General features: G+C 65.7%; 22 protein-coding genes and 1 pseudogene. 11 read left to right on the forward strand and 12 right to left on the reverse strand.

Going from position 1 to position 23,970, the window contains the following annotated elements:
- The first annotated feature begins 221 nt into the window (after positions 1 to 221).
- The 10 genes from HWX76_RS34790 (at position 222) to HWX76_RS34835 (ending at position 12,608) form a co-directional block, all read left to right on the forward strand.
- Positions 222 to 1,007, forward strand: a complete 786-nt coding sequence (locus HWX76_RS34790; protein ID WP_050014291.1) for a gamma-glutamyl-gamma-aminobutyrate hydrolase family protein — start codon at positions 222 to 224, stop codon at positions 1,005 to 1,007.
- A 28-nt stretch (positions 1,008 to 1,035) separates the two neighbouring features.
- Entirely contained in the window at positions 1,036 to 2,373 is a 1,338-nt protein-coding gene (locus HWX76_RS34795; protein ID WP_050014290.1) for a glutamine synthetase family protein, read from the forward strand.
- A 35-nt stretch (positions 2,374 to 2,408) separates the two neighbouring features.
- Positions 2,409 to 3,851: an aspartate aminotransferase family protein gene (locus tag HWX76_RS34800; RefSeq protein WP_176017037.1), complete on the forward strand. Its 1,443-nt coding sequence runs from the start codon at positions 2,409 to 2,411 to the stop codon at positions 3,849 to 3,851.
- A gap of 62 nt (positions 3,852 to 3,913) precedes the next feature.
- Positions 3,914 to 5,029: a polyamine ABC transporter substrate-binding protein gene (locus tag HWX76_RS34805; RefSeq protein WP_050014288.1), complete on the forward strand. Its 1,116-nt coding sequence runs from the start codon at positions 3,914 to 3,916 to the stop codon at positions 5,027 to 5,029.
- Positions 5,030 to 5,215: 186 nt separating this feature from the next.
- Positions 5,216 to 6,370: a polyamine ABC transporter ATP-binding protein gene (gene potA, locus HWX76_RS34810; RefSeq protein ID WP_050014287.1), complete on the forward strand. Its 1,155-nt coding sequence runs from the start codon at positions 5,216 to 5,218 to the stop codon at positions 6,368 to 6,370.
- Between the two features lie 10 nt (positions 6,371 to 6,380).
- Positions 6,381 to 7,367: an ABC transporter permease subunit gene (locus HWX76_RS34815; protein WP_050014286.1), complete on the forward strand. Its 987-nt coding sequence runs from the start codon at positions 6,381 to 6,383 to the stop codon at positions 7,365 to 7,367.
- Entirely contained in the window at positions 7,364 to 8,203 is an 840-nt protein-coding gene (locus HWX76_RS34820; RefSeq protein WP_050014285.1) for an ABC transporter permease subunit, read from the forward strand. The genes HWX76_RS34815 and HWX76_RS34820 overlap by 4 nt, the downstream gene beginning before the upstream one ends.
- A gap of 113 nt (positions 8,204 to 8,316) precedes the next feature.
- Entirely contained in the window at positions 8,317 to 9,882 is a 1,566-nt protein-coding gene (locus HWX76_RS34825) for a DUF3138 family protein (RefSeq protein WP_124631176.1), read from the forward strand.
- A 94-nt stretch (positions 9,883 to 9,976) separates the two neighbouring features.
- Positions 9,977 to 11,281 (forward strand): FAD-binding oxidoreductase, encoded by a 1,305-nt coding sequence (locus HWX76_RS34830; RefSeq protein ID WP_089488888.1) that lies wholly within the window; start codon positions 9,977 to 9,979, stop codon positions 11,279 to 11,281.
- Between the two features lie 25 nt (positions 11,282 to 11,306).
- Positions 11,307 to 12,608 carry an FAD-binding oxidoreductase gene (locus HWX76_RS34835; protein WP_124631174.1) on the forward strand — a complete coding sequence of 434 codons (1,302 nt, stop codon included), beginning with the start codon at positions 11,307 to 11,309 and terminating at the stop codon, positions 12,606 to 12,608.
- Between the two features lie 55 nt (positions 12,609 to 12,663).
- Here HWX76_RS34835 and gor read toward each other — a convergent pair whose 3' ends face one another.
- The 6 genes from gor to HWX76_RS34865 form a co-directional block, all read right to left on the reverse strand.
- Complete coding sequence (gor, locus tag HWX76_RS34840) at positions 12,664 to 14,019, reverse strand: glutathione-disulfide reductase (RefSeq protein ID WP_176017038.1); 1,356 nt, start codon at positions 14,017 to 14,019, stop codon at positions 12,664 to 12,666.
- Between the two features lie 241 nt (positions 14,020 to 14,260).
- On the reverse strand, positions 14,261 to 14,485 hold the full coding sequence (locus tag HWX76_RS34845; protein ID WP_050014343.1) for a hypothetical protein: 225 nt from the start codon (positions 14,483 to 14,485) through the stop codon (positions 14,261 to 14,263).
- 373 nt (positions 14,486 to 14,858) lie between these two features.
- On the reverse strand, positions 14,859 to 15,980 hold the full coding sequence (locus tag HWX76_RS34850) for a porin (protein ID WP_050014280.1): 1,122 nt from the start codon (positions 15,978 to 15,980) through the stop codon (positions 14,859 to 14,861).
- A gap of 335 nt (positions 15,981 to 16,315) precedes the next feature.
- Positions 16,316 to 17,062, reverse strand: a complete 747-nt coding sequence (locus HWX76_RS34855; protein ID WP_050014279.1) for a YoaK family protein — start codon at positions 17,060 to 17,062, stop codon at positions 16,316 to 16,318.
- Between the two features lie 58 nt (positions 17,063 to 17,120).
- Positions 17,121 to 17,648 carry a chromate transporter gene (locus tag HWX76_RS34860; protein WP_050014278.1) on the reverse strand — a complete coding sequence of 176 codons (528 nt, stop codon included), beginning with the start codon at positions 17,646 to 17,648 and terminating at the stop codon, positions 17,121 to 17,123.
- A complete protein-coding gene (locus HWX76_RS34865) occupies positions 17,645 to 18,313 on the reverse strand; it encodes a chromate transporter (protein WP_176017039.1) in 669 nt (222 codons plus the stop codon). Before HWX76_RS34865 ends, HWX76_RS34860 begins: the two co-directional genes overlap by 4 nt.
- 96 nt (positions 18,314 to 18,409) lie before the next feature.
- Between HWX76_RS34865 and HWX76_RS34870 the strand changes: the two genes are divergently transcribed.
- Positions 18,410 to 19,294, forward strand: coding sequence for a transcriptional regulator GcvA (locus HWX76_RS34870; protein ID WP_176017040.1), 885 nt, complete (start codon positions 18,410 to 18,412; stop codon positions 19,292 to 19,294).
- A 119-nt stretch (positions 19,295 to 19,413) separates the two neighbouring features.
- On the opposite strand, the gene tssF is transcribed toward HWX76_RS34870, so the two are convergent.
- The 6 genes and pseudogenes from tssF to HWX76_RS34900 all read right to left on the reverse strand — a co-directional run.
- Positions 19,414 to 21,291 carry a type VI secretion system baseplate subunit TssF gene (gene tssF, locus HWX76_RS34875; RefSeq protein WP_176017041.1) on the reverse strand — a complete coding sequence of 626 codons (1,878 nt, stop codon included), beginning with the start codon at positions 21,289 to 21,291 and terminating at the stop codon, positions 19,414 to 19,416.
- Between the two features lie 4 nt (positions 21,292 to 21,295).
- On the reverse strand, positions 21,296 to 21,613 hold the full coding sequence (locus tag HWX76_RS34880; protein WP_176017042.1) for a hypothetical protein: 318 nt from the start codon (positions 21,611 to 21,613) through the stop codon (positions 21,296 to 21,298).
- A 33-nt stretch (positions 21,614 to 21,646) separates the two neighbouring features.
- Positions 21,647 to 21,907: a PAAR domain-containing protein gene (locus HWX76_RS34885; RefSeq protein WP_050014342.1), complete on the reverse strand. Its 261-nt coding sequence runs from the start codon at positions 21,905 to 21,907 to the stop codon at positions 21,647 to 21,649.
- 69 nt (positions 21,908 to 21,976) lie between these two features.
- Positions 21,977 to 22,450, reverse strand: coding sequence for a hypothetical protein (locus HWX76_RS34890; RefSeq protein ID WP_124638308.1), 474 nt, complete (start codon positions 22,448 to 22,450; stop codon positions 21,977 to 21,979).
- 27 nt (positions 22,451 to 22,477) lie between these two features.
- Positions 22,478 to 23,554 carry a DUF6708 domain-containing protein gene (locus HWX76_RS34895; protein ID WP_244138072.1) on the reverse strand — a complete coding sequence of 359 codons (1,077 nt, stop codon included), beginning with the start codon at positions 23,552 to 23,554 and terminating at the stop codon, positions 22,478 to 22,480.
- A gap of 18 nt (positions 23,555 to 23,572) precedes the next feature.
- A pseudogene (locus HWX76_RS34900) lies at positions 23,573 to 23,970 on the reverse strand (hypothetical protein); the annotation flags it as partial.

Genomic DNA, 23,970 nt, shown 5'->3' on the forward strand with positions numbered 1-23,970 from the left:
GGTGACGGAACGCGTTCGCGCATGCGTTGCCGCGTCGCGTATCGCCATGAAACGAACGGCGGCCTGACCGTCGCGCGCAGCGCGGATCGCCACGCCATCCCGTTGCGCCCATTCACCAGCGGCCCTGCGCCTAGCGCCAGGCCGCGGGGTCGTGTCGCGCCCGCGTTTTGCCGCATTCGGGCCGACGCGCGTCACGTCCCTACGGATTACTGATTGACGTCATGGAAAGGAAACCTCTCGTCGGCATCACCGCCGACCTCACCCAGATCGGCGCGCACGCGTCGCATACGGTCGGCGACAAATACGTCGCCGCGATCGTCGACGGCGCGCAGGCGCTCGCGATGGTGCTGCCGGCCCTTGGCGAACGCCAGTCGGTCGGCGACATCCTCGACACGGTCGATGGCCTGCTGTTTACCGGCAGCTACTCGAACGTCGAACCGCATCGGTACGGCGGCGAGCCGAGCGAGCCCGGCACGAAGCACGACCCCGCACGCGACGCGACGACGCTGCCGCTGCTGCGCGCGGCCATCGTCGCGGGCGTGCCCGTGCTTGCCGTGTGCCGCGGCTTCCAGGAGCTGAACGTCGTCTGCGGCGGCACGCTGCACCAGCGCGTGCACGACGTGCCGGGCTTCGCCGATCACCGCGAGGACGACGACGCGCCGATGGACACGCAATACGGCCCCGCGCACGTCGTGCGCCTGACGCCCGGCGGCAAGCTGCATGCGCTCGCCGGCGGCCGCGACGAAGTGCACGTGAACTCGCTGCACAAGCAGGGCATCGCGCAGCTCGGCTCCGGCCTCGCCGTCGAGGCCGTCGCGCCGGATGGCCTGATCGAGGCCGTGAGCGTCGTCGACGCACCGGCGTTCGCGCTGGCCGTGCAGTGGCATCCGGAATGGCGACACGCGCAGGACCCGCTGTCGAGCGCGATCTTCCGCGCGTTCGGCGATGCGTGCCGCGCCCGCCGCGCCGAACGCACCCGCGCCATGGCCGCCGCCGCGCTCGCCTGAGCGCGCCCACCAGACAACGAGAACAGACATGCAAGACATCGAAGACTTTCTGAAGCAGCACCGGATCACCGAGATCGAGGCGATCATTCCCGACATGGCCGGCATCGCGCGCGGCAAGATCACGCCGCGCAACAAGTTCACGTCCGGCGAATCGATGCGCCTGCCGCAGGCCGTGATGGTGCAGACCGTCACCGGCGACTATCCGGAAGACGGGTCGCTGACCGGCGTGACCGACCCCGACATGGTGTGCGTGCCCGACACGTCGACGATCCGCCTGATCCCGTGGGCCGTCGATCCGACCGCGCAGGTGATCCACGACTGCGTGCACTTCGACGGCTCGCCGGTCGAGATCTCGCCGCGCTACGTGCTGCGCCGCGTGCTGGACCTGTACAAGGCGAAGGGCTGGAAGCCGGTCGTGGCGCCCGAGCTCGAGTTCTATCTGGTCGACATGAACAAGGACCCCGACCTGCCGCTGCGTCCACCGGTCGGCCGCACGGGTCGCCCCGAAACCGGCCGCCAGTCGTATTCGATCGAGGCCGTCAACGAATTCGACCCGCTGTTCGAGGATATCTACGAATACTGCGAAGCGCAGAACCTCGACATCGACACGCTGATCCACGAAGTCGGCGCCGCGCAGATGGAGATCAACTTCATGCACGGCGACGCGCTGTCGCTGGCCGACCAGGTGTTCCTGTTCAAGCGCACGGTGCGCGAGGCCGCGCTGCGTCACAACATGTACGCGACGTTCATGGCCAAGCCGATGGAAGACGAACCGGGTTCGGCGATGCACGTACACCAGAGCATCGTCGACGAGGAAACGGGCCAGAACCTGTTCACGTCGCAGGAAACCGGCGGCGCGACGTCGATGTTCTACAACTATCTCGCGGGGCTGCAGAAGTACACGCCGGCGCTGATGCCGATCTTCGCACCGTACATCAACTCGTATCGCCGCCTGTCGCGCTTCATGGCCGCGCCGATCAACGTGCAGTGGGGCTACGACAACCGCACGGTGGGTTTCCGCATTCCGCACTCGGGCCCGGCCGCGCGCCGCATCGAAAACCGGATTCCGGGCGTCGACTGCAACCCGTACCTCGCGCTCGCGGCGACGCTTGCAGCCGGCTATCTCGGCATGACACAGCGCCTGGAGCCGACCGAGCCGCTGGTGAGCGACGGCTACAGCCTGCCGTACCAGTTGCCGCGCAACCTCGAGGAAGGGCTGACGCTGATGGCCGCGTGCGAGCCGCTCGGCGAGATCCTCGGACCCAAGTTCCTGAAGGCGTATTTCGCGCTGAAGGAAACCGAATACGAAGCGTTCTTCCGCGTGATCAGCTCGTGGGAACGCCGCCATCTGCTGCTGCACGTTTAAGCGCGCATCACCGCATACGGAATCACGGAGGAAACATGACTTACCGCAACGAATCTGCCTGGATCCAGCCGGCCGCGCCGAGTGCCGCGGCCGCCGCGCCGCGCGCGACGCACGCACGCACGACCGCCGAATACCGCGCGCTCGACGCCGCGCACCACATCCACCCGTTCTCCGACATGGGCGCGCTCAACCGCGCCGGCAGTCGCGTGATCGTGAAGGCCGACGGTGTCTACCTGTGGGACTCGGACGGCAACAAGGTGATCGACGGGATGGCTGGCCTGTGGTGCGTAAACGTCGGCTACGGCCGCAAGGAACTCGCCGACGCCGCGTATCGCCAGATCCAGGAACTGCCGTTCTACAACACGTTCTTCAAGACCACGCATCCGCCGGTGATCGAACTGTCGGCGATGCTGGCCGAAGTGACGCCCGCCGGCTTCAACCACTTCTTCTATTGCAACAGCGGCTCGGAAGGCAACGACACCGTGCTGCGTCTCGTGCACCAGTACTGGCGCGTGCAGGGCAAGCCGCAGAAGAAATACGTGATCTCGCGCAAGAACGGCTATCACGGCTCGACGATCGCGGGCGGCACGCTCGGCGGGATGGGCTACATGCACGAGCAGATGCCGTCGAAAGTCGAGCACATCGTGCACATCGACCAGCCGTATTTCTTCGGCGAAGCGCAGCCGGGCGAGACGCCCGAAGCATTCGGCCTCGCACGCGCGCAGCAGCTCGAAGCGAAGATCCTCGAGCTCGGCGCGGAGAACGTCGCGGCATTCATCGGCGAGCCGTTCCAGGGCGCGGGCGGCGTGATCTTCCCGCCCTCGACGTACTGGCCGGAAATCCAGCGGATCTGCCGCAAGTACGACATTCTGCTCGTCGCCGACGAAGTGATCGGCGGGTTCGGGCGCACCGGCGAATGGTTCGCGCACCAGCACTTCGGCTTCGAGCCGGACTTGATCACGATGGCGAAGGGCCTGACGTCGGGCTATGTGCCGATGGGGGCGGTGGGCATTCATGAGCGCGTCGCGCGCCCGATCATCGATAACGGCGAATTCAATCACGGCCTCACGTATTCGGGCCATCCGGTGGCGGCGGCCGTCGCGGTCGCGAACCTGAAGCTGCTGCGCGACGAGGGGATCGTCGAGCGCGTGAAGACCGACACCGGCCCGTACTTCCAGGCGCTGATGCGCGAAACCTTCGCGCGTCATCCGATCGTCGGCGAAGTGCACGGGCACGGGATGGTCGCGAGCCTGCAACTGGCCGAAGCGCCGGCCGAACGCCGCCGCTTCGCGAACGGCGGCGACGTCGGCACGATCTGCCGCGACTTCTGCTTCAACGGCAACCTGATCATGCGGGCGACCGGCGACCGGATGCTGCTGTCGCCGCCGCTCGTGATCTCGCGCCAGGAAATCGATGAACTCGTGTCGAAGGCGAAGAAGGCCGTCGATGCCACCGCCCAGCAACTGGGTATTTCGTAACGGTTTTGCCTACAGGCGTGCGGCGGGCGCCGCACGCCGCCATCACCCAAGGGAATTCCACCATGCGTGCCTGCTTACTTCGCCAAGCCTGTTCCATCGCGGCCCTTGCCGCGGTGGCCGCGTTCACGTCGGTCGCCAGTCCGTCGGCTCATGCCGAGGACCTGAACGTCTACAACTGGTCCGACTACATCGCGCCGGACACGATCCCGAACTTCCAGAAGCAGACGGGTATTCACGTCAAGTACGACAACTACGACAGCGACGACACGCTGCAGGCGAAGCTGCTGGCCGGCAGCTCCGGCTACGACATCGTCGTGCCGACGTCGAACTACATGGCCAAGCAGATCCAGGCCGGCGTGTACCAGAAGCTCGACAAGTCGAAGATTCCGAACCTCGCGAACCTCGACCCGCTGCTGATGAAGATGATCTCGGATGCCGATCCGGGCAACCAGTACGGGGTGCCCTGGGCGTACGGCACGGACGGCATCGGCTACAACGCACAGGCGGTGAAGAAGGCGCTCGGCGACAAGGCGCCGGTCGACAGCTGGGCGCTGGTGTTCGATCCGGCCAACATGGAGAAGCTGAAGAGCTGCGGCGTGTCGTTCCTCGACCAGGCCGTCGACGTGTTCGCTGCCACGCTGCAGTACATGGGCAAGGACCCGAACAGCAAGAACCCCGGCGACTACCAGGCCGCGTTCGAAGTTCTGAAGAAAGTGCGCCCGTACATCACCCAGTTCAACTCGTCCGGCTACATCAACGACCTCGCGAACAACGACGTATGCGTCGTGCTCGGCTGGTCGGGCGACGTCGGCATCGCGCACCGCCGCTCGGCCGAAGCGAAGCGTTCGTACGACATCAAGTTCTCGAATCCGAAGGAAGGCGGCCTGCTGTGGTTCGACGTGATGGTGATCCCGAAGGATGCGCCGCACCCCGAGGCCGCGCTGAAGTGGATCAACTACATTTCCGACCCGAAGGTCAACGCGGCGATCACCAACACGGTGTTCTACCCGACCGCGAACAAAGCCGCGCATCAGTTCGTCACGCCGGCCGTCGCGCAGGACCAGACCGTCTATCCGCCCGAAGACGTGCTGAAGAAGATGGTGCTGATGAAGCCGATGCCGGCCGAGATCCTGCGCCTCGAGAACCGTCTGTGGGCCCAATTGAAGACGGGCCACTGATCGCGATGCCTCACGGCGGCGCAGGCATCGCGGTCCGCCTGCCCGCCTGACATTCGCGGACCTCCGTCCGCCCGCGCGCCACGCGCGCTGTTCCATCCGGCACGAGCCGTTGCTCGCGAGTCGCGTTGCGCGCCTCGCGTGGGGACGCTCGCGCCTGCAATCCGTGAAGAACGAATGGTGACTCCCATGCAATCGATACCCTCTTCCGCTGCTGCACGCCAGACCCAACCGGCCGCCGCACCCCGTACGCAAAACGATGCGTTCGTGCGCATCGAAAACGTCGTGAAGAAATTCGGCGACAGCACGGCCGTCGACAACGTGAACCTGACGATCGCGAAGAACGAGCTGTTCGCGCTGCTCGGCAGTTCGGGCTGCGGCAAGTCCACGCTGCTGCGCATGCTCGCCGGGCTGGAAACGGCGACCTCCGGCAAGATCTTCGTCGACGGCGAGGACCTCGCGTCGCTGCCGCCGTACCGCCGCCCGGTCAACATGATGTTCCAGTCGTATGCGCTGTTCCCGCACATGACGGTCGAATCGAACGTCGCGTTCGGCCTGAAGCAGGAAGGCACGCCGAAAAACGAGATCGGGGAACGCGTGGCCGATGCGCTCGCGCTCGTGCAGATGACCAAGTACGCGAAGCGCAAGCCGCATCAGCTGTCGGGCGGCCAGCAGCAGCGCGTCGCGCTCGCCCGCTCGCTGGTGAAGCGCCCGAAGCTGCTGCTGCTCGACGAGCCGATGTCCGCGCTCGACAAGAAGATCCGCCAGAAAACCCAGCTCGAACTGGTGAACATCATCGAGAAGGTCGACGTGACCTGCGTGATGGTCACGCACGACCAGGAAGAGGCGATGACGATGGCGAGCCGCCTCGCGGTGATGAGCGAAGGCAAGATCGTGCAGATCGGCTCGCCCGGCGAAGTGTACGAATACCCGAACAGCCGCTTCTCGGCCGAATTCATCGGCTCGACCAACCTGTTCGAGGGGCGCGTGGTCGAGGACGAGCCCGATCACATCTTCGTCGAAAGCGACGATCTCGAGAACCGCATGTACGTGAGCCACGGCGTGACCGGCCCGCTCGGGATGCCGGTCGGCATCTCGGTGCGCCCGGAGCGCGTGCACGTGTCGCGCGAGAAGCCGGGCGCGCGGCACAACTGGGCGCGCGGCGTGGTGACCGACATCGCGTACATGGGCAGCTACTCGCTGTACCACGTGCGTCTGCCGAGCGGCAAGACGGTGGTGTCGAATCTGTCGAGCTCGCACCTGATGAACGACGGCGCGCCCGCGTGGAACGACGACGTGTTCGTGTCGTGGTCGCCGGCCAGCGGCGTCGTGCTGACGCAATGAGGACGCGACGATGAGAACCTCCGCTTCCACGCCTTCCGCGCCGGTGTCGACCGGCGCCGCACGCACCGGCGCGGGTCACGCCCGCCGCCGCCGCTTCGCCGCGCTGTCGCGCTTGCTGCCGTCGGGCCGCACCGTCGCGATCGGCGTGCCGTTCCTGTGGCTGGCCGTGTTCTTCGCGCTGCCGTTCGTGCTGGTGCTGAAGATCAGCTTCGCCGACCAGGTGATGGGCATCCCGCCGTACACGTCGCTCGTCGAGTTCAAGGACGGCGTCGTGCACTTCGCGCTGCAGCTGTCGCACTACGCGTTCCTGCTGCAGGACGACCTGTACATCGCGACCTACCTCAGCTCGCTGAAGATGGCTGCCGTGTCGACGGTGCTGTGTTTGCTGATCGGCTATCCGATGGCGTACTACATCGCGCGCTCGGAGCCGAACCGCCGCAACGTGCTGATGATGGCCGTGATGCTGCCGTTCTGGACGTCGTTCCTGATCCGCGTGTACGCATGGATCGGCATCCTGAAGGACGACGGCCTGCTGAACCACACGCTGATCGCGCTCGGCATCATCCACACGCCGCTGCGGCTCTATCACAGCGACGCAGGCGTCTACATCGGAATGGTCTATTCGTACCTGCCGTTCATGGTGATGCCGCTCTATGCGCACCTCGTGAAGATGGACCTGACGCTGCTCGAAGCCGCGTACGACCTGGGCGCGAAACCGTGGGTCGCGTTCACTCGCATCACGCTGCCGCTGTCGAAGAACGGGATCATCGCCGGCAGCCTGCTGGTGTTCATCCCGGCGGTCGGCGAGTACGTGATTCCCGAACTGCTCGGCGGCGCCGACACGCTGATGATCGGCCGCGTGATGTGGGATGAATTCTTCAACAACATGGATTGGCCGATGGCGTCCGCGGTGACGGTCGCGATGGTGCTGCTGTTGCTGGTGCCGATGGCGCTGTTCCAGTACTACCAGGTCAAGGAACTGGAGGACGCGAAATGATCAAGCCGAGCAAACCGCTGTCGACGGGCGTTCTCGCCTTCGGCTTCCTGTTTTTGTACATCCCGATCATCAGCCTCGTCGTGTATTCGTTCAACGAATCGAAGCTGGTGACGGTGTGGTCGGGCTTCTCGCTGAAGTGGTACGCGGCGCTGCTGGACGACGACGAGCTGCTGACCGCCGCGTGGCTGTCGCTGAAGATCGGCCTGTTGACGGCCACCGCGTCGGTCGTGATCGGCACGTGGGCCGGCTTCGTGCTCGCGCGCTTCGGCCGCTTCAAGGGCTTCACGCTGTACACGGGGATGATCAACGCGCCGCTGGTGATTCCGGAGGTGATCCAGGGGATCTCGCTGCTGCTGCTGTTCGTCGCGCTGGAGCAGATGTTCGGCTGGCCGAAGGGGCGCGGGATGGCGACGATCTGGATCGGCCACGTGATGTTGTGCGTGTCGTACGTGGCGATCATCGTGCAGTCGCGCGTGAAGGAGATGAACAAGTCGCTCGAGGAGGCCGCGCTCGATCTCGGCGCGACGCCGCTGAAGGTGTTCTTCGTGGTGACGCTGCCGCTGATCTCGCAGGCGCTGCTGTCGGGGTGGCTGCTGTCGTTCACGCTGTCGATCGACGATCTGGTGCTGTCGGCGTTTCTGTCCGGGCCGGGGTCGACGACGCTGCCGCTGGTGGTGTTCTCGCGCGTGCGGCTGGGCTTGAACCCCGAGATGAATGCGCTGGCGACGCTGTTCATCACGGCGGTGACGATCGGCGTGATCGTCGTGAACCGGATGATGATCGCGCGCGAGCGGCGCCGGATGGCCGACTTGAAGGCCGCGTTCGCGATGGCCTGAACGCTCGACTCCTTCAACGATAACAAGCAGTGCAGACAAGCATGACGCGCTGCCCCAGGGGGGGCGCGCGATTCGATCCCGATTTGACAGGCGCACGACTAGGAGAATCCGCAATGAAGAAGAAACTGATCTGCCTGCTGGTGGCCGGCGCGTTGCCGGGCGTCGCGCTGGCCGGTTCCACCTCCGCCGAAATCAAGGCGCTGCAGGCGCAGGTCGCGGCGCTGCAGAAACAGATGAAGGCGATGCAGGCGCAACTCGCCGCGAAGCCGGGCGGCGCGAGCGGCGACATGGCCGGCGGCGGCAATGCGGTCGCGGTCGCCGCCGATCCGGGCTCGCCGGATTACGGCCGCGCACGCGCCACGCTGACCAACGACGAGGTCAGCGAAATGAAGCAGCAGATCGCGAACCAGCAGCTGAAGGTCGACTCGCTGACCGACGCGGCCACCACGGGCCCGCTCGCCGGCCTGTCGGTCACCGGCTACATCGATCCGACCTACATCTACAACCGCGCGGCCGGCACGTCGTCGTTCCTGTTCGCGAACCACGAGAACGCGTACAACTACTTCAACAGCACGTTCGGCGACCTCTACCTCGACATCAAGAAGACGTTCGGCGTCGGCCCGATGGCGCCGTCGGCCGAAATCACGCTGATGCCGAACCGCGGCAACGGCATCACGCTGCTGCAGAACTCGCGCGGCTCGATCACCGACAACCTGCTGAACACCGCGGTCATCAACGTGCCGGTCACCGCGGAAGCGACGCTCGTCGCCGGTTTGATCCCGAGCTTCGGCGGCTACGAAGTGCAGCAGTCGAACCAGATGCTCACGCTCACGCACAACCTGCTGTACGATTTCTCCGATCCGGGCAGCTACGTCGGTGTCGGCGCGAACTACACGAAGGGCGCCTGGGCGTGGAAGTTCTTCCTCGGCAACGAGCAGTACCGCACCTACGGTTCGGTCACGCAGACGGGCACCAATGCGCTCGGCGACCCGATCACCACGAGCAACAAGGTGCCGACCTTCACCGCGCGCGCGGACTACACGTGGTCGAGCGCGCTCGATCTCGGCGGCTCGTTCAACATCGGGCGGCAGACGCTGTCGAGTGCGATCGATTCGGACGGCGTCGTCCACTACGGCCCGGGCGGCGCGGCGCCGAGCGGGTACGGTTCGTTCTTCTTCGGCGAACTCGACGCGACCTACACGCTCGCCGATATTCAGTACAACGCCGAAGTCGACTACGGCCGGCAGCAGCATGCCGCGTTCAACGGCGGGCTCGCGCAGTGGTACGGGCTGTCGCTGCTCGCGCACCGCAAGTTCAACGCACCGGTGGTCGGCCGCATGGGCGTGACGCTGCGCTACGACCTGCTCGCGAACTCGAAGAACGGCGGCGGCGGCGGCGGCATCGCGCTGAACGGCAACGGGATGGACCCGAGCAACGGCTTCGGCGTCGATGCGGACTGCCTCGCGCAGTCGAAGGCCGGCGGCGGCCTGGGCTTCGAGTGCAAGGGCGCGGTGCGCCAGGACGTCGCGCTCGACCTGCTGTTCTATCCGACCCAGCAGATCACCGTGAAGGTCGAATACCGGCACGACTGGGCGAACAACAAGGTGTTCCTGCGCAACGACGGGTCGTACGGCAAGTCCAACGACCTGCTCGCGACGCAGTTCATCTATTCGTTCTGATGCAGCACGCGCGGGGCGCCGTGCCGCACGCACGGCGTCCCGCGCCGTTTTCCGGCTGCGCGCCGTTCGCAGCCTTGTCGAGGGAGTCAGTTTCATGACGCAGTCTTTCACCCGCCGCGCCGATGCGCTCGCGCGCGACTCGTATTACGAAGCCACGGCCACACGACCCGTGGCCGACGATCCGATCCTCGAGGATGCGATCGACGTCGACGTCTGCGTGATCGGCGCCGGCTTCGCGGGCCTGTCGACGGCGCTCGACTGCCGCACGCGCGGGCTGTCGGTCGCGGTGATCGATGCGCACCGGCCCGGCTGGGGCGCGTCGGGCCGCAACGGCGGCCAGGCGATCACCGGCTTCGCGAAAGACGAGGTGATCGAGAAACAGCTCGGCGCCGACGGTGCGCGCGCCGCGTGGTCGCTGTCGCTCGACGGCGTCGCGCTGATCGCCGAGCGCATCGCGCGCTACGGGATCGACTGCGACTTCACGCGCGGCTACCTGACCGTCGCGACGAAGCCGCGCCGCGTGGACGACCTGCGCGCGTGGATGAATGCCGCGACGTCGCGCTGGGGCCACCCGTCGCTCGCGTGGCTCGATACCGGCGAGATCCACGCGCGCATTGCGTCGACGCGTTATCTGGCCGGCGTGCACGACCCGCTGTCGGGCCACCTGCATCCGCTCAAGTATTGCCTCGGCCTCGCCGATGCCGCGCGCCGCGAAGGCGTCGCGCTGTACGCGCACACGCCCGCGCTCGACGTCGTGCGCGGCGCGCGGCCGGTCGTGCGCACGCCATCCGGCGAAGTGCGCTGCCGCTTCGTCGTGTCGTGCTGCAATGCGGGCCCCGGCGGCGTGCTGCCGGCCGCGACCGCCGCGCGCATCGCGCCGATCGCGTCGTACATCATCGCGACCGAGCCGCTCGGCCGCGCGCATGCCGACGCGCTGATCGCCCGACGCGAAGCCGTGTGCGACAACAACTTCTTCCTCGACTACTTCCGGCTGTCGGCCGACGACCGGATGCTGTTCGGCGGCCGTGCGAATTCGGCCGGCGCGTCGCCCGCCGCGCTCGCCGAAGCGATCCGGCAGCGCATGGTCGGCGTGTTCCCGCAGCTCGGCGACGTGCGCGTCGAGCACGCGTGGGGCGGCTTCGTCGACGTCACGCGCAACCGCGCGCCTGACTTCGGCGCGATCGATCCGAACTTCTTCTACGTCCAGGGCTTCAGCGGGCACGGCGTCGCGCTCACCGGGATCGCCGGACGCGCGGTCGCCGGCGCAATCGCGGGCGACACGCGCGCGTTCGATCTGTTCGCACGCGTGCGTCACCGGCGCTTTCCCGGCGGCGACGCATGGCGGCAACCGGCACTCGAGCTCGGGATGCTGTATCACCGCGTCCGCGAGCTGTTCTGAGCCCTTTCACTCCGCCCTCCTCATCATGCAGACATTCGCCAACCAGCCGCACGTCGCGTCGTACTACGCGGCGACCGTCAACGACACGACCCGCCACGCGCCGCTTGCCGGCACGATCGACGCCGACGTGTGCGTGATCGGCGCGGGCCTCACGGGCCTGTCCGCCGCGCTCAACCTCGCCGAGCGCGGCCATTCGGTGACCGTGCTCGAAGCGTCGCGGGTCGGATGGGCGGCGAGCGGCCGCAACGGCGGCCAGTTGATCGGCGGCTTCGCGTGCGACATCGACACGTTCGCGCAATTCATGCCGGAAGGCGACGTGAAGCGGATCTGGGACATGGGGCTCGAAACGCTGTCGCTCGTGAAGTCGCGCATCGCGCGGCACGACATCGACTGTGCGCTGGTGCCCGGCTACCTGACCGCGGCGAACACCGAGCGCGACGCCGATGCGCTGAAACGCTGGCGCGACGAAGCCGCGAAGCGCTTCGGCTACGACCGCTTCCACTTCGTCGAAGCGGACGAACTCCGCGACTACGTGCAGTCGGCCCGCTATTGCGGCGGCCTGTACGACCCCGACAGTGGCCACCTCCATCCGCTCAACTACACGCTCGGTCTCGCGCGGGCGGCCACCGACGCGGGCGTGCGCATCCACGAGGACAGCTGCGTGACGCACGTGCGCGACGTGTCCGGCGGCCACGTCGTCGAGACGAGCGGCGGCAACGTGCGCGCGCGCTTCGTCGTGCTCGCGTGCAACACCTACGTCGGCACGCTCGCGCCCGCATTGTCGAAGAAGATCATGCCGGTCGGCACCTACGTGATCGCGACCGAACCGCTCGGCGAAGCGCGCGCCGCCGCGCTGATGCCCGCGCGCGCGGCGATCTGCGACAGCCGCTTCGTGCTCGACTATTTCCGGCCGGCGCCCGACACGCGGCTCGTGTGGGGCGGCAAGGTCAGCTATTCGACGCGCGAGCCGCGCGATCTCGCCGCGGCGATGCGCGCGGACATGCTGAAGACGTTCCCGCAGCTCGCGGACGTGAAGGTCGACTATGCGTGGGGCGGCTTCGTCGACATCACGATGAACCGCGCGCCGCATTTCGGCCGCATCACGCCGACGACCTACTTCGCGCAGGGGTTCTCGGGGCACGGCGTGAACACGACCGCGCTCGCGGGCAAGCTGATCGCCGAGGCGATCGACGGACAGGCGAGCCGCTTCGACCTGTTCGACAAGATCCGGCATCGCGACTTCCCGGGCGGCGCGGCGCTGCGCACGCCGGCGCTGGTGCTCGCGATGAGCTGGTATCGGCTGCTGGACGCGTTCGGCGTGCATTGAGCGGCGTACGCCCGCGAAACACGGCCGCGTTGAAAACGCGGCCGCCCGCTTCCCGCTAGTCGCCCACCTTCTGCCGCATCGTCACGAACTCCTCGGCCGCGGTCGGATGAATGCCGATCGTGTCGTCGAACTGCGTCTTCGTCGCGCCCGCGCGAATCGCGATCGCGATGCCCTGAATGATCTCGCCCGCGTCGCGGCCGACCATGTGCGCGCCGATCACGCGCTGGCTGTCGCGCGCGACGACGAGCTTCATCAGCGTGCGCTCGTCGCGGCCCGACAGCGTATGGCGCAGCGCCTTGAACGACGTGCGGTAGATGTCGACGTCGCCCAGCGTGCGGTGCGCATCGGCCTCGGTCAGGCCGACCGTCGCGACCTCCGGCTGGCTGAACACGGCCGACGGCACGTACGCGTGATCGACCGCCACGCGCGAGCCGCCGAACAGCGTGCGCGCGAGCAAGCCGGCATCGCGCGTCGCGACCGGCGTGAGCTGCGGCCGCGACGTGACGTCGCCGATCGCGTGGATCGACGGCACCGACGTCGCCGAATACGCATCGACGGCAATCGCGCCGCGTGCATCGAGCAGGATGCCCGCCTGCTCGAGCCCGATCCCGTCGACGTTCGGCACGCGGCCGGTCGCATAGAGCACCTGATCGTACGGCCCGTGCCGCGCGTCGCCGACATGCACGAACAGCGCGCCGTCGTCCGCGCGCTCGATCGATTCGATCACCGCGCACGGGTGAATCGTGACGCCCTGCTTCGTCATCTCGTCGGTCAGGAACTGGCGCACGTCGTCGTCGAAGCCGCGCAGGATCTTTTCACCGCGATAAAACAGGTCGACGTGGCTGCCAAAGCCGTTGAAGATGCCCGCGAACTCGACCGCGATATAGCCGCCGCCGACCACCGCGATGCGCTTGGGGCACGTCGCGAGCGACAGCGCCTCGCGCGACGTGATCGCATGTTCGATGCCGGGCCGCGGCGGCAACGACGGCCGCGAGCCGGTCGCGATCGCGATGTGGCGCGCGCGGATCGAGCGATCGCCGATCGCGACCGTATGCGCATCGACGAGCGTCGCGCGGCCGGCGTGCATGTCGACGCCCGATTGCCGCAGCAGGCTGATGTAGATGTCGCTCAGCCGGTTGATCTCGCGATCCTTCGCGGCGATCAGCGCGGGCCAGTCGAGCGTGCCGGCGCCGAAGGTCCAGCCGAAGCCCTTCGCGTCGTCGAGTTCATGCGGGTAATGCGATGCGTAGACCAGCAGTTTCTTCGGGATGCAGCCGCGCAGCACGCAGGTGCCGCCGATCTGCTCTTCTTCCGCTATGCCGACGCGTGCGCCGTATGACGCGGACATGCGCGCGAGCCTCACGCCGCCCGAGCCGGCGCCGATGACGAACAGGTCGTAGTCGAAATCCATCGCATTCCCTCATCGCAGTTCGGATGGGGTGACGATAGCAAGATTCGGGGATTCGTGCGGCGCGCGGTGCGTGCCGCGCGTCCAATAAAAAACGGCGAGAGACGTGGCCTCTCGCCGGTCAAACCGGCTGGCGGTTGTGCCATGCGTCACCGATCGACCGCATGCCCGACCTGCCGATTGCGCGGCACCGGTCGGCCCAGGCGCGCGAAGGGCGCGCCCGCGGCCGGACCGGCCGCCATGCTCATGCCTGCGACGTGTCGCTGCCGTCCGTCGCCTGCGTATCGTCCGCCTGCTGCGGCTGCTCGTCCTTCTTCTCGAGCAGGCCTTCGATCGCCTCCGCGCCCTTGAAACCGGCGACGGCCGCGGCCGCCTTGGTCAGCAGGCCCGCATCCGGATCCACCTTTTCCACGCCTTCGACGGCAGCCACTGCGCCGGCGATTTCGCCCACAACGTTCAGGATACCCATCGTCATCCCCTTTCAAGAAAATCGTGAGCGCATCGTCCCACGAAAGAAACCGGCGGACCGCGTTTGTCATCGCCGGATACACAAGTTACGCACAGGCCGCCCGCGCTCGCGGCGCGCGACCGGAACGACGCACGCGCACGCCTGACGGCATGCCACGCGCGATGCACGCAGCGTAGCGGAAAGCCCGCGCGCGGACTGTAAAAGTGTGTTCTGGATCGCCGACGGATCGCTTACGGCGCGGGCCTGGCGCAATGGAGCGTTTGCCGAATAATCGGTTGCGCGTATGAAGGTCGCGTGACGAAAAAAAAGAGGCTCCGCGCGGAGCCTCTTCGATGCGCGCCGGACGAAGCCGGCGCACGCGTTCCGACGTTCGTCAGAAGATATTGCGCAGGCCGATCGCGATGCCCGTCTGGTTGCTGCGGCCAGGCAGCTCGACGTTCGCCGCGCCGTTCGTCTTGTTGAAGTCGACGGTGCCGTAGATTTCGGTGCGCTTGCTCAGCGCGTACTCGGCGATGCCGACGATCGCGTAGCGGTTGCCGCTCGCGAGCGTGCCGTTCGTGGTCATCGCATTGCGCATGTGGTCGTAGTAGAACGCGCCCGTCAGCGTCAGCGGCGCGCTGACCTGCCAGCTCACGCCCGCGAACGGACCGTCGTCGATGCGGCCGGTGCCCTTCGCGACCGGAATCGACTGCTGCGCGAGCAGGCTGTCGACGAAGCCCGTGTCGTCCTTCGAGCGCAGGTAGCCCGCGTAGATCTTCGCCTTGCTGAACGCGTACACGACGTTCGCGTGGTAGATCGTCTGCTTGCGCGCCGAGTTGTCGCTGTTCTGCTGCGCGCCGGCCGCGATGCTGAGCGGGCCCATCACGTACGACAGCGATACGCCCCATGCATTGCCCTTGCCGAGCGAGCCCGGAATCTGGCCCGAGAAGCCGCCGGCGCCGGTCGATTCGTAGTTGGTGCCGGTCGAGTACATCGCCTTCGCCGTCAGGCCCTCGAACTTGCCCGTGTACTTGATCTGGTTGTCCGCATACAGGCCGCCGCCGAGCGCGACCGGCAACCATGCGTTTTCGAGGTAGTTGCCGACGGTCAGAGGATCGTAGGTATCCGCCAGCAGGTCGAACAGCGGCGTCTTCTGGCGGCCGAGCGTCACGGTGCCGTACGGGCTCTGCAGGCCGACGTACGCCGCGCGGTTGAACAGGCGGCCGCTGTCGGCGAATGCGCCGTTCTGCAGGTTCACGCCGCTCTCGAGGTTGAACACGGCCTTCAGGCCGCCACCGAGGTCTTCCGTGCCGTAGATGCCGAAGCGGCTGTTCGTGATCGCGCCGTTGGTCATCGACAGCAGGCCGTCGTTCTTCGCGTTGGCGTTGGTCAGGTAACGGATGCTGGCGTCGGCCACGCCCCACAGCGTGACCGAGCTTTGTGCTGCTGCGTACTGGCTGGCGAAGGCCAGCGCCGCGCCCCCTGCGATGACTGCGAGTCGGGTGGTCTGCTTCATGAGCGTTCCTTTTTTAGGTGTCTCCATTCATGACCGGCCGCGTGCGCAGCCGGGTGGCGATCGCGGCGCGCTCATGGCGCGCGCGACGTGGGGTGAATCATAGGATGAGTACGGAGGCTGAAAGAAATTGAAATGCGCGGCAATCGCGCGATTGTCGTCCGGGAACAACGTTTCCCGCGCGGGGCGTGTTTTCGTGCGGCGGCGGCACGGTGGGCGGCGGCGCCGGGGGGCACGCGCGGCGCTGCAAGGTTCGGCGATGGTGCGGCGTGGTCACGCGGATCGCGGAGAAATCGCCGGTGCGATCGTTGCGGCGGGTTGCGGGTTGCAGCCTGCCGTCAGGCCGTTTGCGTCGCCCCGTCGCTGCTGTCGCCCTGACCACCCTGACCGCCCGCGCCACCCGCACCGCCGTTCCCCGCGCGACGCCACGCACGCCGCACGATTTCCGCGAACGCGCCGACGAGCAGCAGCACGGCGCCCCACAGCGCGATGTCCGGCACGAGCCGCGTCACGAGGCCGCCGACCACCGCGCCGCCCAGGAAACAGAAACTGATCGTCGCGAGCAGCGCCGAGTCGTGCAGCGCGCCCGCGTCGTAGCGCGGAATCAGCCCGACGAACAGCTTCTGCGCGGCGCGCCGCAGGTTGCCGGTCGTCATCACCGACGTGTACGACAGTGCCTCGAGATGGGTGAACGACAGCGTCTGCAGCGTCGCGACGAACGAGATGCCCGGGATCAGCCATGCGCTCGACGCGCCGACGACGCCGCTCGCGGCGACGCCGAGAAACGCGATTTCGACGATCAGGCTCACGAACGCCGTATGCCGCATCCAGCCGCGCTGCGCGGCCAGGGCGAGCAGATGCGCGACGAACACCGCGAGCACGAAGCCGCCGAGCGGCGGCACGTGATGCAGCGCGGCGGCCCATTCGCCGGCCGACAGGTTGATGCCGAGCAGCGCGACGTTGCCGGTCATCGTGTTCGCGAACACGTGGCCGTGGCCAACGTACGTGTACGCGTCGAGGTAGCCGCCGGACAGCGTCAGCAATGCGGCGACAGTGAGATTGCGGCTGGCGCCGTCGAGATCCATCGATCCTCCCGTGAAAAGTCGCGCCAGTATCGCGCACGGGAGGGCGGTTGTGCGCCGTTCACTGCCCGATGCCCGTGAGCCCGATCAGCGCGCCGCCCGCGAGCAGCCACAGCGGATGGATGCGCGTGCGCCACGCGAGCACCGCGCATGCGGCCGTGATGCCCCACTGGATCGCGGTGCGGTTCGACGCCTCGGAAATCAGCACCGCGCTGGCCGCGACGAGCCCGGCCGTCACCGGCATCATCCCCTGCTGCACGTAGCGGCGCCACGGCCGGTCGCGAAAGCGCTCCCACGCATGCAGCGCGAGCACCGTCACGATCGACGACGGCCCGAACTTCGCGACCGACGCGACGAGCAGCCCGGCCCAGCCGGCCACGTGCCAGCCGACCAGCGACACGATCATCATGTTCGGCCCGGGCGCCGCCTGGGCCAGCGCGAACAGCGCGGTGAACTCGTGCGCGCTCATCCAGTGGTGCACGTCGACGACCTGCCGCTGCATCTCCGGCAGGATCGTGTTGCCGCCGCCGAACGCGAGCAGCGACAACTGGCTGAAGATCGTCGCGATGGCGATCAGCGTGTCGCTCATGGCCGGCGCTCCTGTTGCGTGTGGGGCGAGTCGTGCGCATCGTGCGTGTCTCGCGCGGCATCCGGCACCGGCCGCGGCGCGCCGGCCTCGCGGCGGCGCGACGCGAGCCAGATGCTGACGGGCGTCAGCACCAGCATCGTGGTCAGCAGCGGAAGTCGCAGCACCGCGATCGCGACGAATGCGAGCGCCGCAATCGCCGCCGCGGTGCGCGGCGCCCGAAGCAGCGGCTTCGCGACCTTCACGGCCATCGCGACGAGCAACCCGGCCGCCGCCGCCGCGAGCCCCGCGAACAGGTGCTGCACGCGCGGATCGTTCTGCGTCTTCGCGTACAGCACGCCGAGCGCGACGACGACGAGCGTCGGGCCGGCGATCAGCCCGAGAATCCCGGCGAACGCGCCGGCGACGCCGCGAAAGCGCATGCCGACGGCGACCGACAGGTTGATCACGTTGCCGCCCGGCAGGAACTGGCACAGGCCGAGCAGATCGGTGAATTCGTCGGCGGAGAGCCACTTGCGCTCGTCGACGATCGTGCGCCGCGCGAACGGCAACGCGCCGCCGAACGACATCAGGCCGAGCGACAGGAAGCCGGTGAACAGCTCGGCGAGGCCGACGCTGCGGGGGGACTCGGCAGGCGGCGGGAAGGCGGGCGGCAAAGCGGATTGCATGGGGCTCCTCATCAAACGGTGAATCGAGGTTACCGCCGTTCGGGATGCCGGCAAAACGATTTTATCGACGCGCCCTTGTGATCTAAAATCACAAGCATGGCACGCGATCTCCCGCCCTTTTCCGCGCTTCGGGCCTTTGAAGCCGCGGCACGACATGAAAGCTTCAGCGCCGCCGGCGACGAGCTGCATGTGACTCACGGTGCCATCAGCCGGCAGATCGCCGGGTTCGAGGCGTGGCTCGGCAAGCCGGTGTTCCACCGCTACGGCAAGCGCGTGAAGCTCACCGACGAAGGCCGCCGCTACCTGGACACCGTACGCGCGGCGTTCGACAGCATCGCGCACGCGACCGAGCAGTTGCGCAACACGGGCGCGGCGCGCGTGCTGCGCATCAACGCGCTGCCGACCTTCGCGATGAAATGGTTGCTGCCGCGCCTGTCGCGGTTTCAGCGCGACGTGCCGAACGTCGAGCTGAAGCTGTCGACGTCGAACGCGCCGCTCGACACGCTGAACGGCTTCGACGTCGCGATCCGCCGCGGCCCCGGCCACTGGCCGAACTGCACGAGCGGCCACTTCCTCGACGAAAGCGTGATTCCGGTGTGCAGCCCGGCACTGCTCAAGCGCGCGCCGATCACGCGCGCGGACGATCTCGCGCGGCACGTGCTGCTGCATTCGGATACGCGGCCGGAAGGCTGGCGCGACTGGTTCGCGGCGGCGGGTGTCGCGATGAAGGGCCGCAAGCGACAGTCGTTCGACCACTTCTACCTGGCGCTGCAGGCGGCCGTCGACGGGCTGGGCGTCGCGCTCGGCCCGTTGCCGCTGATCGACGACGAACTCGCGAGCGGGCGGCTGGTGATGCCGCTCGACGGGCCGCGTATCGCGACGCGCAGCTACTGGTGGATCGCGCCGGGCGCGCCGGTCGACGATCCGCTCGTCGCGCAGTTCTGTGCGTGGCTGCAGGGGCAGTCGAATACTGGCGCGTAATGCAAGCGATCGGCAGCGTTGCGCCGCCCACCCGGGTCAGACAACATACGGTCGAGCGCTTGGTCAGGGCTGATCCGGATCACCCCGCCGCCTCATGACGAGAATCCCGGCCGATGCGTTCAGATCAGCGGCTGCGTACCGGGCATGGCCGCGCCTCGCGTCAATTCCTGGCCGGTCTGCGCCGAACGGACCACCAGTTGGACATAACTGTTCGTCGGCCCGTACGGCGCGAAGAACCGTTCGAGCAGCTTCGTGAACACGACCAGGCTGACTTCGCGCAGCGCGGTCTCGTCAAGCGACAACATGATTTCGATGCCGCGCACGAACGACGGGAACTGATTATCCAGCGACATCCATTTCATTGCCGGCTTGTAGTCCAGTTCGGTAATCGCGTCGATGCAGCGCAGCGCGAACGGCGTCGTGCGCACCGCGTGGAGCCGCAGGAATGCTTTCAGCCCCGATAACCCGTCCCGCGTCAGGTCCAGCGGATGCGACGCAAGCGTCGACAACACGCGCCACAACGCACCGTGGCCACGCGGCAGATCAGCCGTCAACGTCGGTCGGGTAATCAACTGGATCGGACAATCCAGCGCCTTGCTTTCGAGCAGCAAATCGCCCACCGGATTGCCGATCGACAAGCGCGCCGGCAAGTCGCCGTTTGTCACCGTCGTCACCACATCGATTTGGGGCAGCTTTGGCCGGACCGACTGTCCGTCCAGTCCGACCAGCGACAGCATCATGGATTGACGACCGGGCGATCCCGCATCGCGGTCACGAAACGCAACCCAATAGACCGCCGCCGAATCCGGGCGCGGATCGTGACTCAGCGCCTGATAGGGCCGCACCAGGGTTCTAGGCCGATCACTGTCGAGCGATACGTCCTCGTCTTTGTCCTTCTTCCTTGATAACTCGCCGAGATAGACCGCGTCGACCGAATACACGCCCAGCGGCGAATGTTTCGCCAGTCGCACGGGTTGGACCGGATAGGCGTCCTGCCCCTTCAACACAATGGGCAGGGCCGGTTGAGAAAAGAGATTCACGACGGGCGTACAAAACAGCTTGAACGCCGCCGCGTCCAGCGATGCAAGCGCCAGCGCGGCGACCGAGTCGGCAGGCGTATCGCGCAATACGACGTGCAACGTTAGTTCCCGAGCGTCGGGAGCGCTTGCTGCCCGCCGCACGCGACCGATGTCGAGATCGACGAAATCGAACAGTTCGGGAAACGCGAAGTATTCCAGCAAGTAGCGGTAGGTGGTCGCGGTGCGGCTGGTGGTTCGGTTGTCCGGCAGCAAGCGGTCGTCATCGGCGAAACCGACCGGTTCGAACGGTACCTTCGATATGGCCCGCCAGCGCCCACATTGATCGACCTCGACATACGCGGCCGCCGCGCGCAACAGCAAAGCATCCAGCAGCGACGAGACGAACGGCCGTTCGCCGGAAAGATAGATCCGGACAGGCCCGTCCGGAATAGCCGCCGTGAATGGACCGGCAGCCGACGCGAAGCTGATCGACAGCACGCCGGTTGCGTCTGTCGGCAATCTCACGGCCGACGGCGCCAGCATCGCCGGGGCATACCGCGCGGACCGGATTTGCAATGGCGAGATGGTCACGTCGTAGGCCGACCGGAACCGTATCGGGGCGGTGCGCGCATTCAATGCCATGCCTCGCGGCACGATGATCGGCTCCGTCAGTTGACCGACGATCGTCCGTGGTTCGACCAAGGCAATCGCGCACGACGGTATGGTGCGCAGATAGTGGGGGTGGACGACCTCGAGCAGCGCCTCGGTGAACTCGGGATAGTCGTCGGCCAGCTTCGAATCGAGGTGTGCGGCCAGAAACGAAAAGGTTTGAATCAGACGCGCCACATGCGGATCGTCGCTTCGGCCGCTCTGGATGCCGAGCCGAGCCGCGATCTTTGGATAGCGGATCGCGAAATCGCCGAGTGCCCGCGCGAACAACCCGAGTTCATATTCGTAATGCGACAGCAGGTGATCCATTCAGCTACAGCCCTAGTCGGTCGGAACGCACGAGTGTCGGGCCGACGAAGATAAGTTTGCGCAATCCTCCTTGTGGGCCGTATGGCTGCATCCAGATCACTTCATGCTGCGGGCCGTACGACGGGAGAGATTCGGCCGCCGCGGCGTCGAGAATCGCCGGGCCGACGACGTGTCGGTCATAGAGATGTTCGATTTCCGATAGCCGCTCCGCCCGCGTGCGCTTGCCAGGCTCCGGGAAGTGGCGTGGCCGGTTCAAATAAAGCCAATGATGCACAACCTGCGCGTCGGGCGACGATTCGCCGATCAATGCCGTTTCCTTCATCGGATCTACCGAACCGCCCATACGCGATGACCTCTATTCAAGCGACGAAATCAGTCGCGCTCCGCACTCCGTCGGATCATCGTGAAAGGCTACCGGCGTACCGTGATGGTTGCGCGTACTGTTTTGGGGAATGATCCTGAACTGCCCGCCGCACTTCGGACATTCGGTCAGGTGCCCTTCGAGCGCGACGGGAATGCCCTGCGCTTTCAGATCGTCACTCGCGGTGATCACGTGGCCACCGTGCGTCGTCTTGTCATTCAGGCGGATCACGCCACGTCCGTTTTCATCCTTCATCATCCTTTCCGCATCGTTTGCATTGTCATGCCGTTGAACAAGCAAGACCTGATCGGCCCCGCATCCAGGTCAACCATCGCTCTTCGGAGCGACTCCGCTAAAAGTTTTCGGATGCTGAGCATTGGCGCAAATTCGATTCCATCCGGAGAATTCGAACGCGGTCGCGTACCTGCCTCCATTGTCCTCATCACGAATTCCGTAATTCAGCTCAGGCTTCTCCAGGCTGAGGGGGCCATAGTCGGCAAGTGACGGATCATCCGAACGGGTCACATAGATAAAACGCGCGCGAACCAGCTGGCCGGCCCGATTTTTGTAGGTGACGTATCCGCAAATGAACGTGCGCGTGTAGTTCGGCGTCGAACTTATCCCGTGCAAATCAAGCGTGTTTTCGTATAAATCAAAAAAATCGATGTCTTGGGCATCGACCAATGCTGATTTGACCGCTTTTTCCGCAGCATCGTATTTCGCAGATGCACTTGACGAGCATCCAGCGAACAACACAAGTGCCGTGGTTAGCGCCGCTACGATGTGCCTTTCAATCATGCCGGAAATCCTCTTCGTCAAGCACCGTTAGCTTCGCACTGCCGAGTTTGCCATGTTGGCAGCAGGATTCTCGAGCCAAGCTGCCGCGTACATTCCGCCGTCGGGTTCACCCCTCCAGTCTTCGACCCGCGCTTTCGACCCATTCGGATACTCGCCGCGCTGCTGGGCCAACACAGTGTCTCCCCATCCGACAGGCGTCCCTGAGCGCGGTTCCGCGTAAAGATCATCGGGCGCGATCGCGGAAATTTGCTCGATGGCGGCAGGCCAGACAGGATCGCGACAGGTCGCATTCGCAATGATTCGCATGACGGTAAAGATCAGAATCAGCGGCATCATCAGCAAACGAATGAAGACCGGCGCGCGCATCCCGAAGCTATACAGAGAAAACAGGAACGACTCGCGTGGCGTCTCGCGCTGCGTGTGAAACAGCATCGGTTTGGGCAAACCGTTCGGCCCGCCGTTCATGTACGCGCACCAGTAGTTCCACTGCGCGAGTGCCATTTCAACCTGCTGCTTGCCGGTCCATTCCCGACCTATCGAGAACACGCGAGTGACATTGCCGTGGTCGTCGACCGTATAGTGCCGAATGTGGAAAATCGTGCCGAAGGACGTGTCTTCGCGGTGTAGACAAAAGATCGAATCTTCCGTCCACGGTGCTTCCCAAACGATGTCACCTTCGCTGGGTTTCGCGAAAAAGCGTCGTGCGCGAATCGCAAAAAGCTTGCGAGCTTCGCGATGGAAGCGGATCGGGCGATAGCGGAGACCAAAGAACAGGCCGCGCCCGAGTTTCCAGACTATCGAACCGAAAAGGACGACAGGCACAATCGCTAGGCAATTAAATACAAACATCCAAAACGCAGGAGCTGGATCGGCGTGCGTTAGAAGATAGACGTATGGACCAATTCCCATACCCAAAAAGGCCAGTACAGCGCCAGTAATGAACCACTGCCGTTCGAGAAAAGACGGCTCGACTACATCCATATAAGTTGAATTGACGCTGAACGTTGCACCGAAATCCTGGACATCTGGACCAACGGCTCGATTGATCAGCAAGCGATGCGCCAGATCCCACTGTGGCACTGGTTTGCCGATACATTTTTTCATGACGCGCTCGTCCACGTGTTAGCCTCCCGCCGCCGAGTTAAATGCCTTGATTTCCGCCTCAAGCGAATCGTAGTGCTCCCCCTTGCTGAACTTGCAGCGAGAGACCCAGTCTTTGAGCGCCGACGCTTTGAAAATCGCGATCGCGATACCCACTAAGATGGATAGGACCAAAGCAGGCCAGAATAGGGGCAGGCTGAAGAATGCAGCAACCGCAACGTATACGCCTAGAATCCCGCTGAAAGCGTAGAGAGTAGTCAGACCATATTCTTTATTGGCATATGCCTCTGGCATGTTCTTCAAGATGTCATACCCCGCTAGTGTCCTGTTCCGCTGATTCGCGAGCAAAGTCGATGCAGCTTTTCGAGGATCGAATCGGCTGACGCGGTCCAGACGAAGGGTTTGCAGTTTTCGTTGTA

The organism is Burkholderia sp. BCC0398, assembly GCF_902833245.1.
Lineage (GTDB): Bacteria > Pseudomonadota > Gammaproteobacteria > Burkholderiales > Burkholderiaceae > Burkholderia > Burkholderia sola.

Excerpts from the sequence above, each read along its gene's own strand:
- HWX76_RS34805 (WP_050014288.1), top strand. The coding sequence starts at position 3,914 with ATGCGTGCCTGCTTACTTCGCCAAGCCTGTTCCATCGCGGCCCTTGCC.
- HWX76_RS34825 (WP_124631176.1), top strand. The coding sequence starts at position 8,317 with ATGAAGAAGAAACTGATCTGCCTGCTGGTGGCCGGCGCGTTGCCGGGC.
- potA (WP_050014287.1), top strand. The coding sequence starts at position 5,216 with ATGCAATCGATACCCTCTTCCGCTGCTGCACGCCAGACCCAACCGGCC.
- HWX76_RS34885 (WP_050014342.1), bottom strand. The coding sequence starts at position 21,907 with ATGAAGGATGAAAACGGACGTGGCGTGATCCGCCTGAATGACAAGACG.
- HWX76_RS34870 (WP_176017040.1), top strand. The coding sequence starts at position 18,410 with ATGGCACGCGATCTCCCGCCCTTTTCCGCGCTTCGGGCCTTTGAAGCC.
- HWX76_RS34855 (WP_050014279.1), bottom strand. The coding sequence starts at position 17,062 with ATGGATCTCGACGGCGCCAGCCGCAATCTCACTGTCGCCGCATTGCTG.
- gor (WP_176017038.1), bottom strand. The coding sequence starts at position 14,019 with ATGGATTTCGACTACGACCTGTTCGTCATCGGCGCCGGCTCGGGCGGC.
- HWX76_RS34790 (WP_050014291.1), top strand. The coding sequence starts at position 222 with ATGGAAAGGAAACCTCTCGTCGGCATCACCGCCGACCTCACCCAGATC.
- HWX76_RS34895 (WP_244138072.1), bottom strand. The coding sequence starts at position 23,554 with ATGAAAAAATGTATCGGCAAACCAGTGCCACAGTGGGATCTGGCGCAT.
- HWX76_RS34795 (WP_050014290.1), top strand. The coding sequence starts at position 1,036 with ATGCAAGACATCGAAGACTTTCTGAAGCAGCACCGGATCACCGAGATC.
- HWX76_RS34820 (WP_050014285.1), top strand. The coding sequence starts at position 7,364 with ATGATCAAGCCGAGCAAACCGCTGTCGACGGGCGTTCTCGCCTTCGGC.
- HWX76_RS34865 (WP_176017039.1), bottom strand. The coding sequence starts at position 18,313 with ATGCAATCCGCTTTGCCGCCCGCCTTCCCGCCGCCTGCCGAGTCCCCC.
- tssF (WP_176017041.1), bottom strand. The coding sequence starts at position 21,291 with ATGGATCACCTGCTGTCGCATTACGAATATGAACTCGGGTTGTTCGCG.
- HWX76_RS34830 (WP_089488888.1), top strand. The coding sequence starts at position 9,977 with ATGACGCAGTCTTTCACCCGCCGCGCCGATGCGCTCGCGCGCGACTCG.
- HWX76_RS34815 (WP_050014286.1), top strand. The coding sequence starts at position 6,381 with ATGAGAACCTCCGCTTCCACGCCTTCCGCGCCGGTGTCGACCGGCGCC.
- HWX76_RS34835 (WP_124631174.1), top strand. The coding sequence starts at position 11,307 with ATGCAGACATTCGCCAACCAGCCGCACGTCGCGTCGTACTACGCGGCG.
- HWX76_RS34880 (WP_176017042.1), bottom strand. The coding sequence starts at position 21,613 with ATGAAGGAAACGGCATTGATCGGCGAATCGTCGCCCGACGCGCAGGTT.
- HWX76_RS34890 (WP_124638308.1), bottom strand. The coding sequence starts at position 22,450 with ATGATTGAAAGGCACATCGTAGCGGCGCTAACCACGGCACTTGTGTTG.
- HWX76_RS34860 (WP_050014278.1), bottom strand. The coding sequence starts at position 17,648 with ATGAGCGACACGCTGATCGCCATCGCGACGATCTTCAGCCAGTTGTCG.
- HWX76_RS34800 (WP_176017037.1), top strand. The coding sequence starts at position 2,409 with ATGACTTACCGCAACGAATCTGCCTGGATCCAGCCGGCCGCGCCGAGT.
- HWX76_RS34850 (WP_050014280.1), bottom strand. The coding sequence starts at position 15,980 with ATGAAGCAGACCACCCGACTCGCAGTCATCGCAGGGGGCGCGGCGCTG.
- HWX76_RS34845 (WP_050014343.1), bottom strand. The coding sequence starts at position 14,485 with ATGGGTATCCTGAACGTTGTGGGCGAAATCGCCGGCGCAGTGGCTGCC.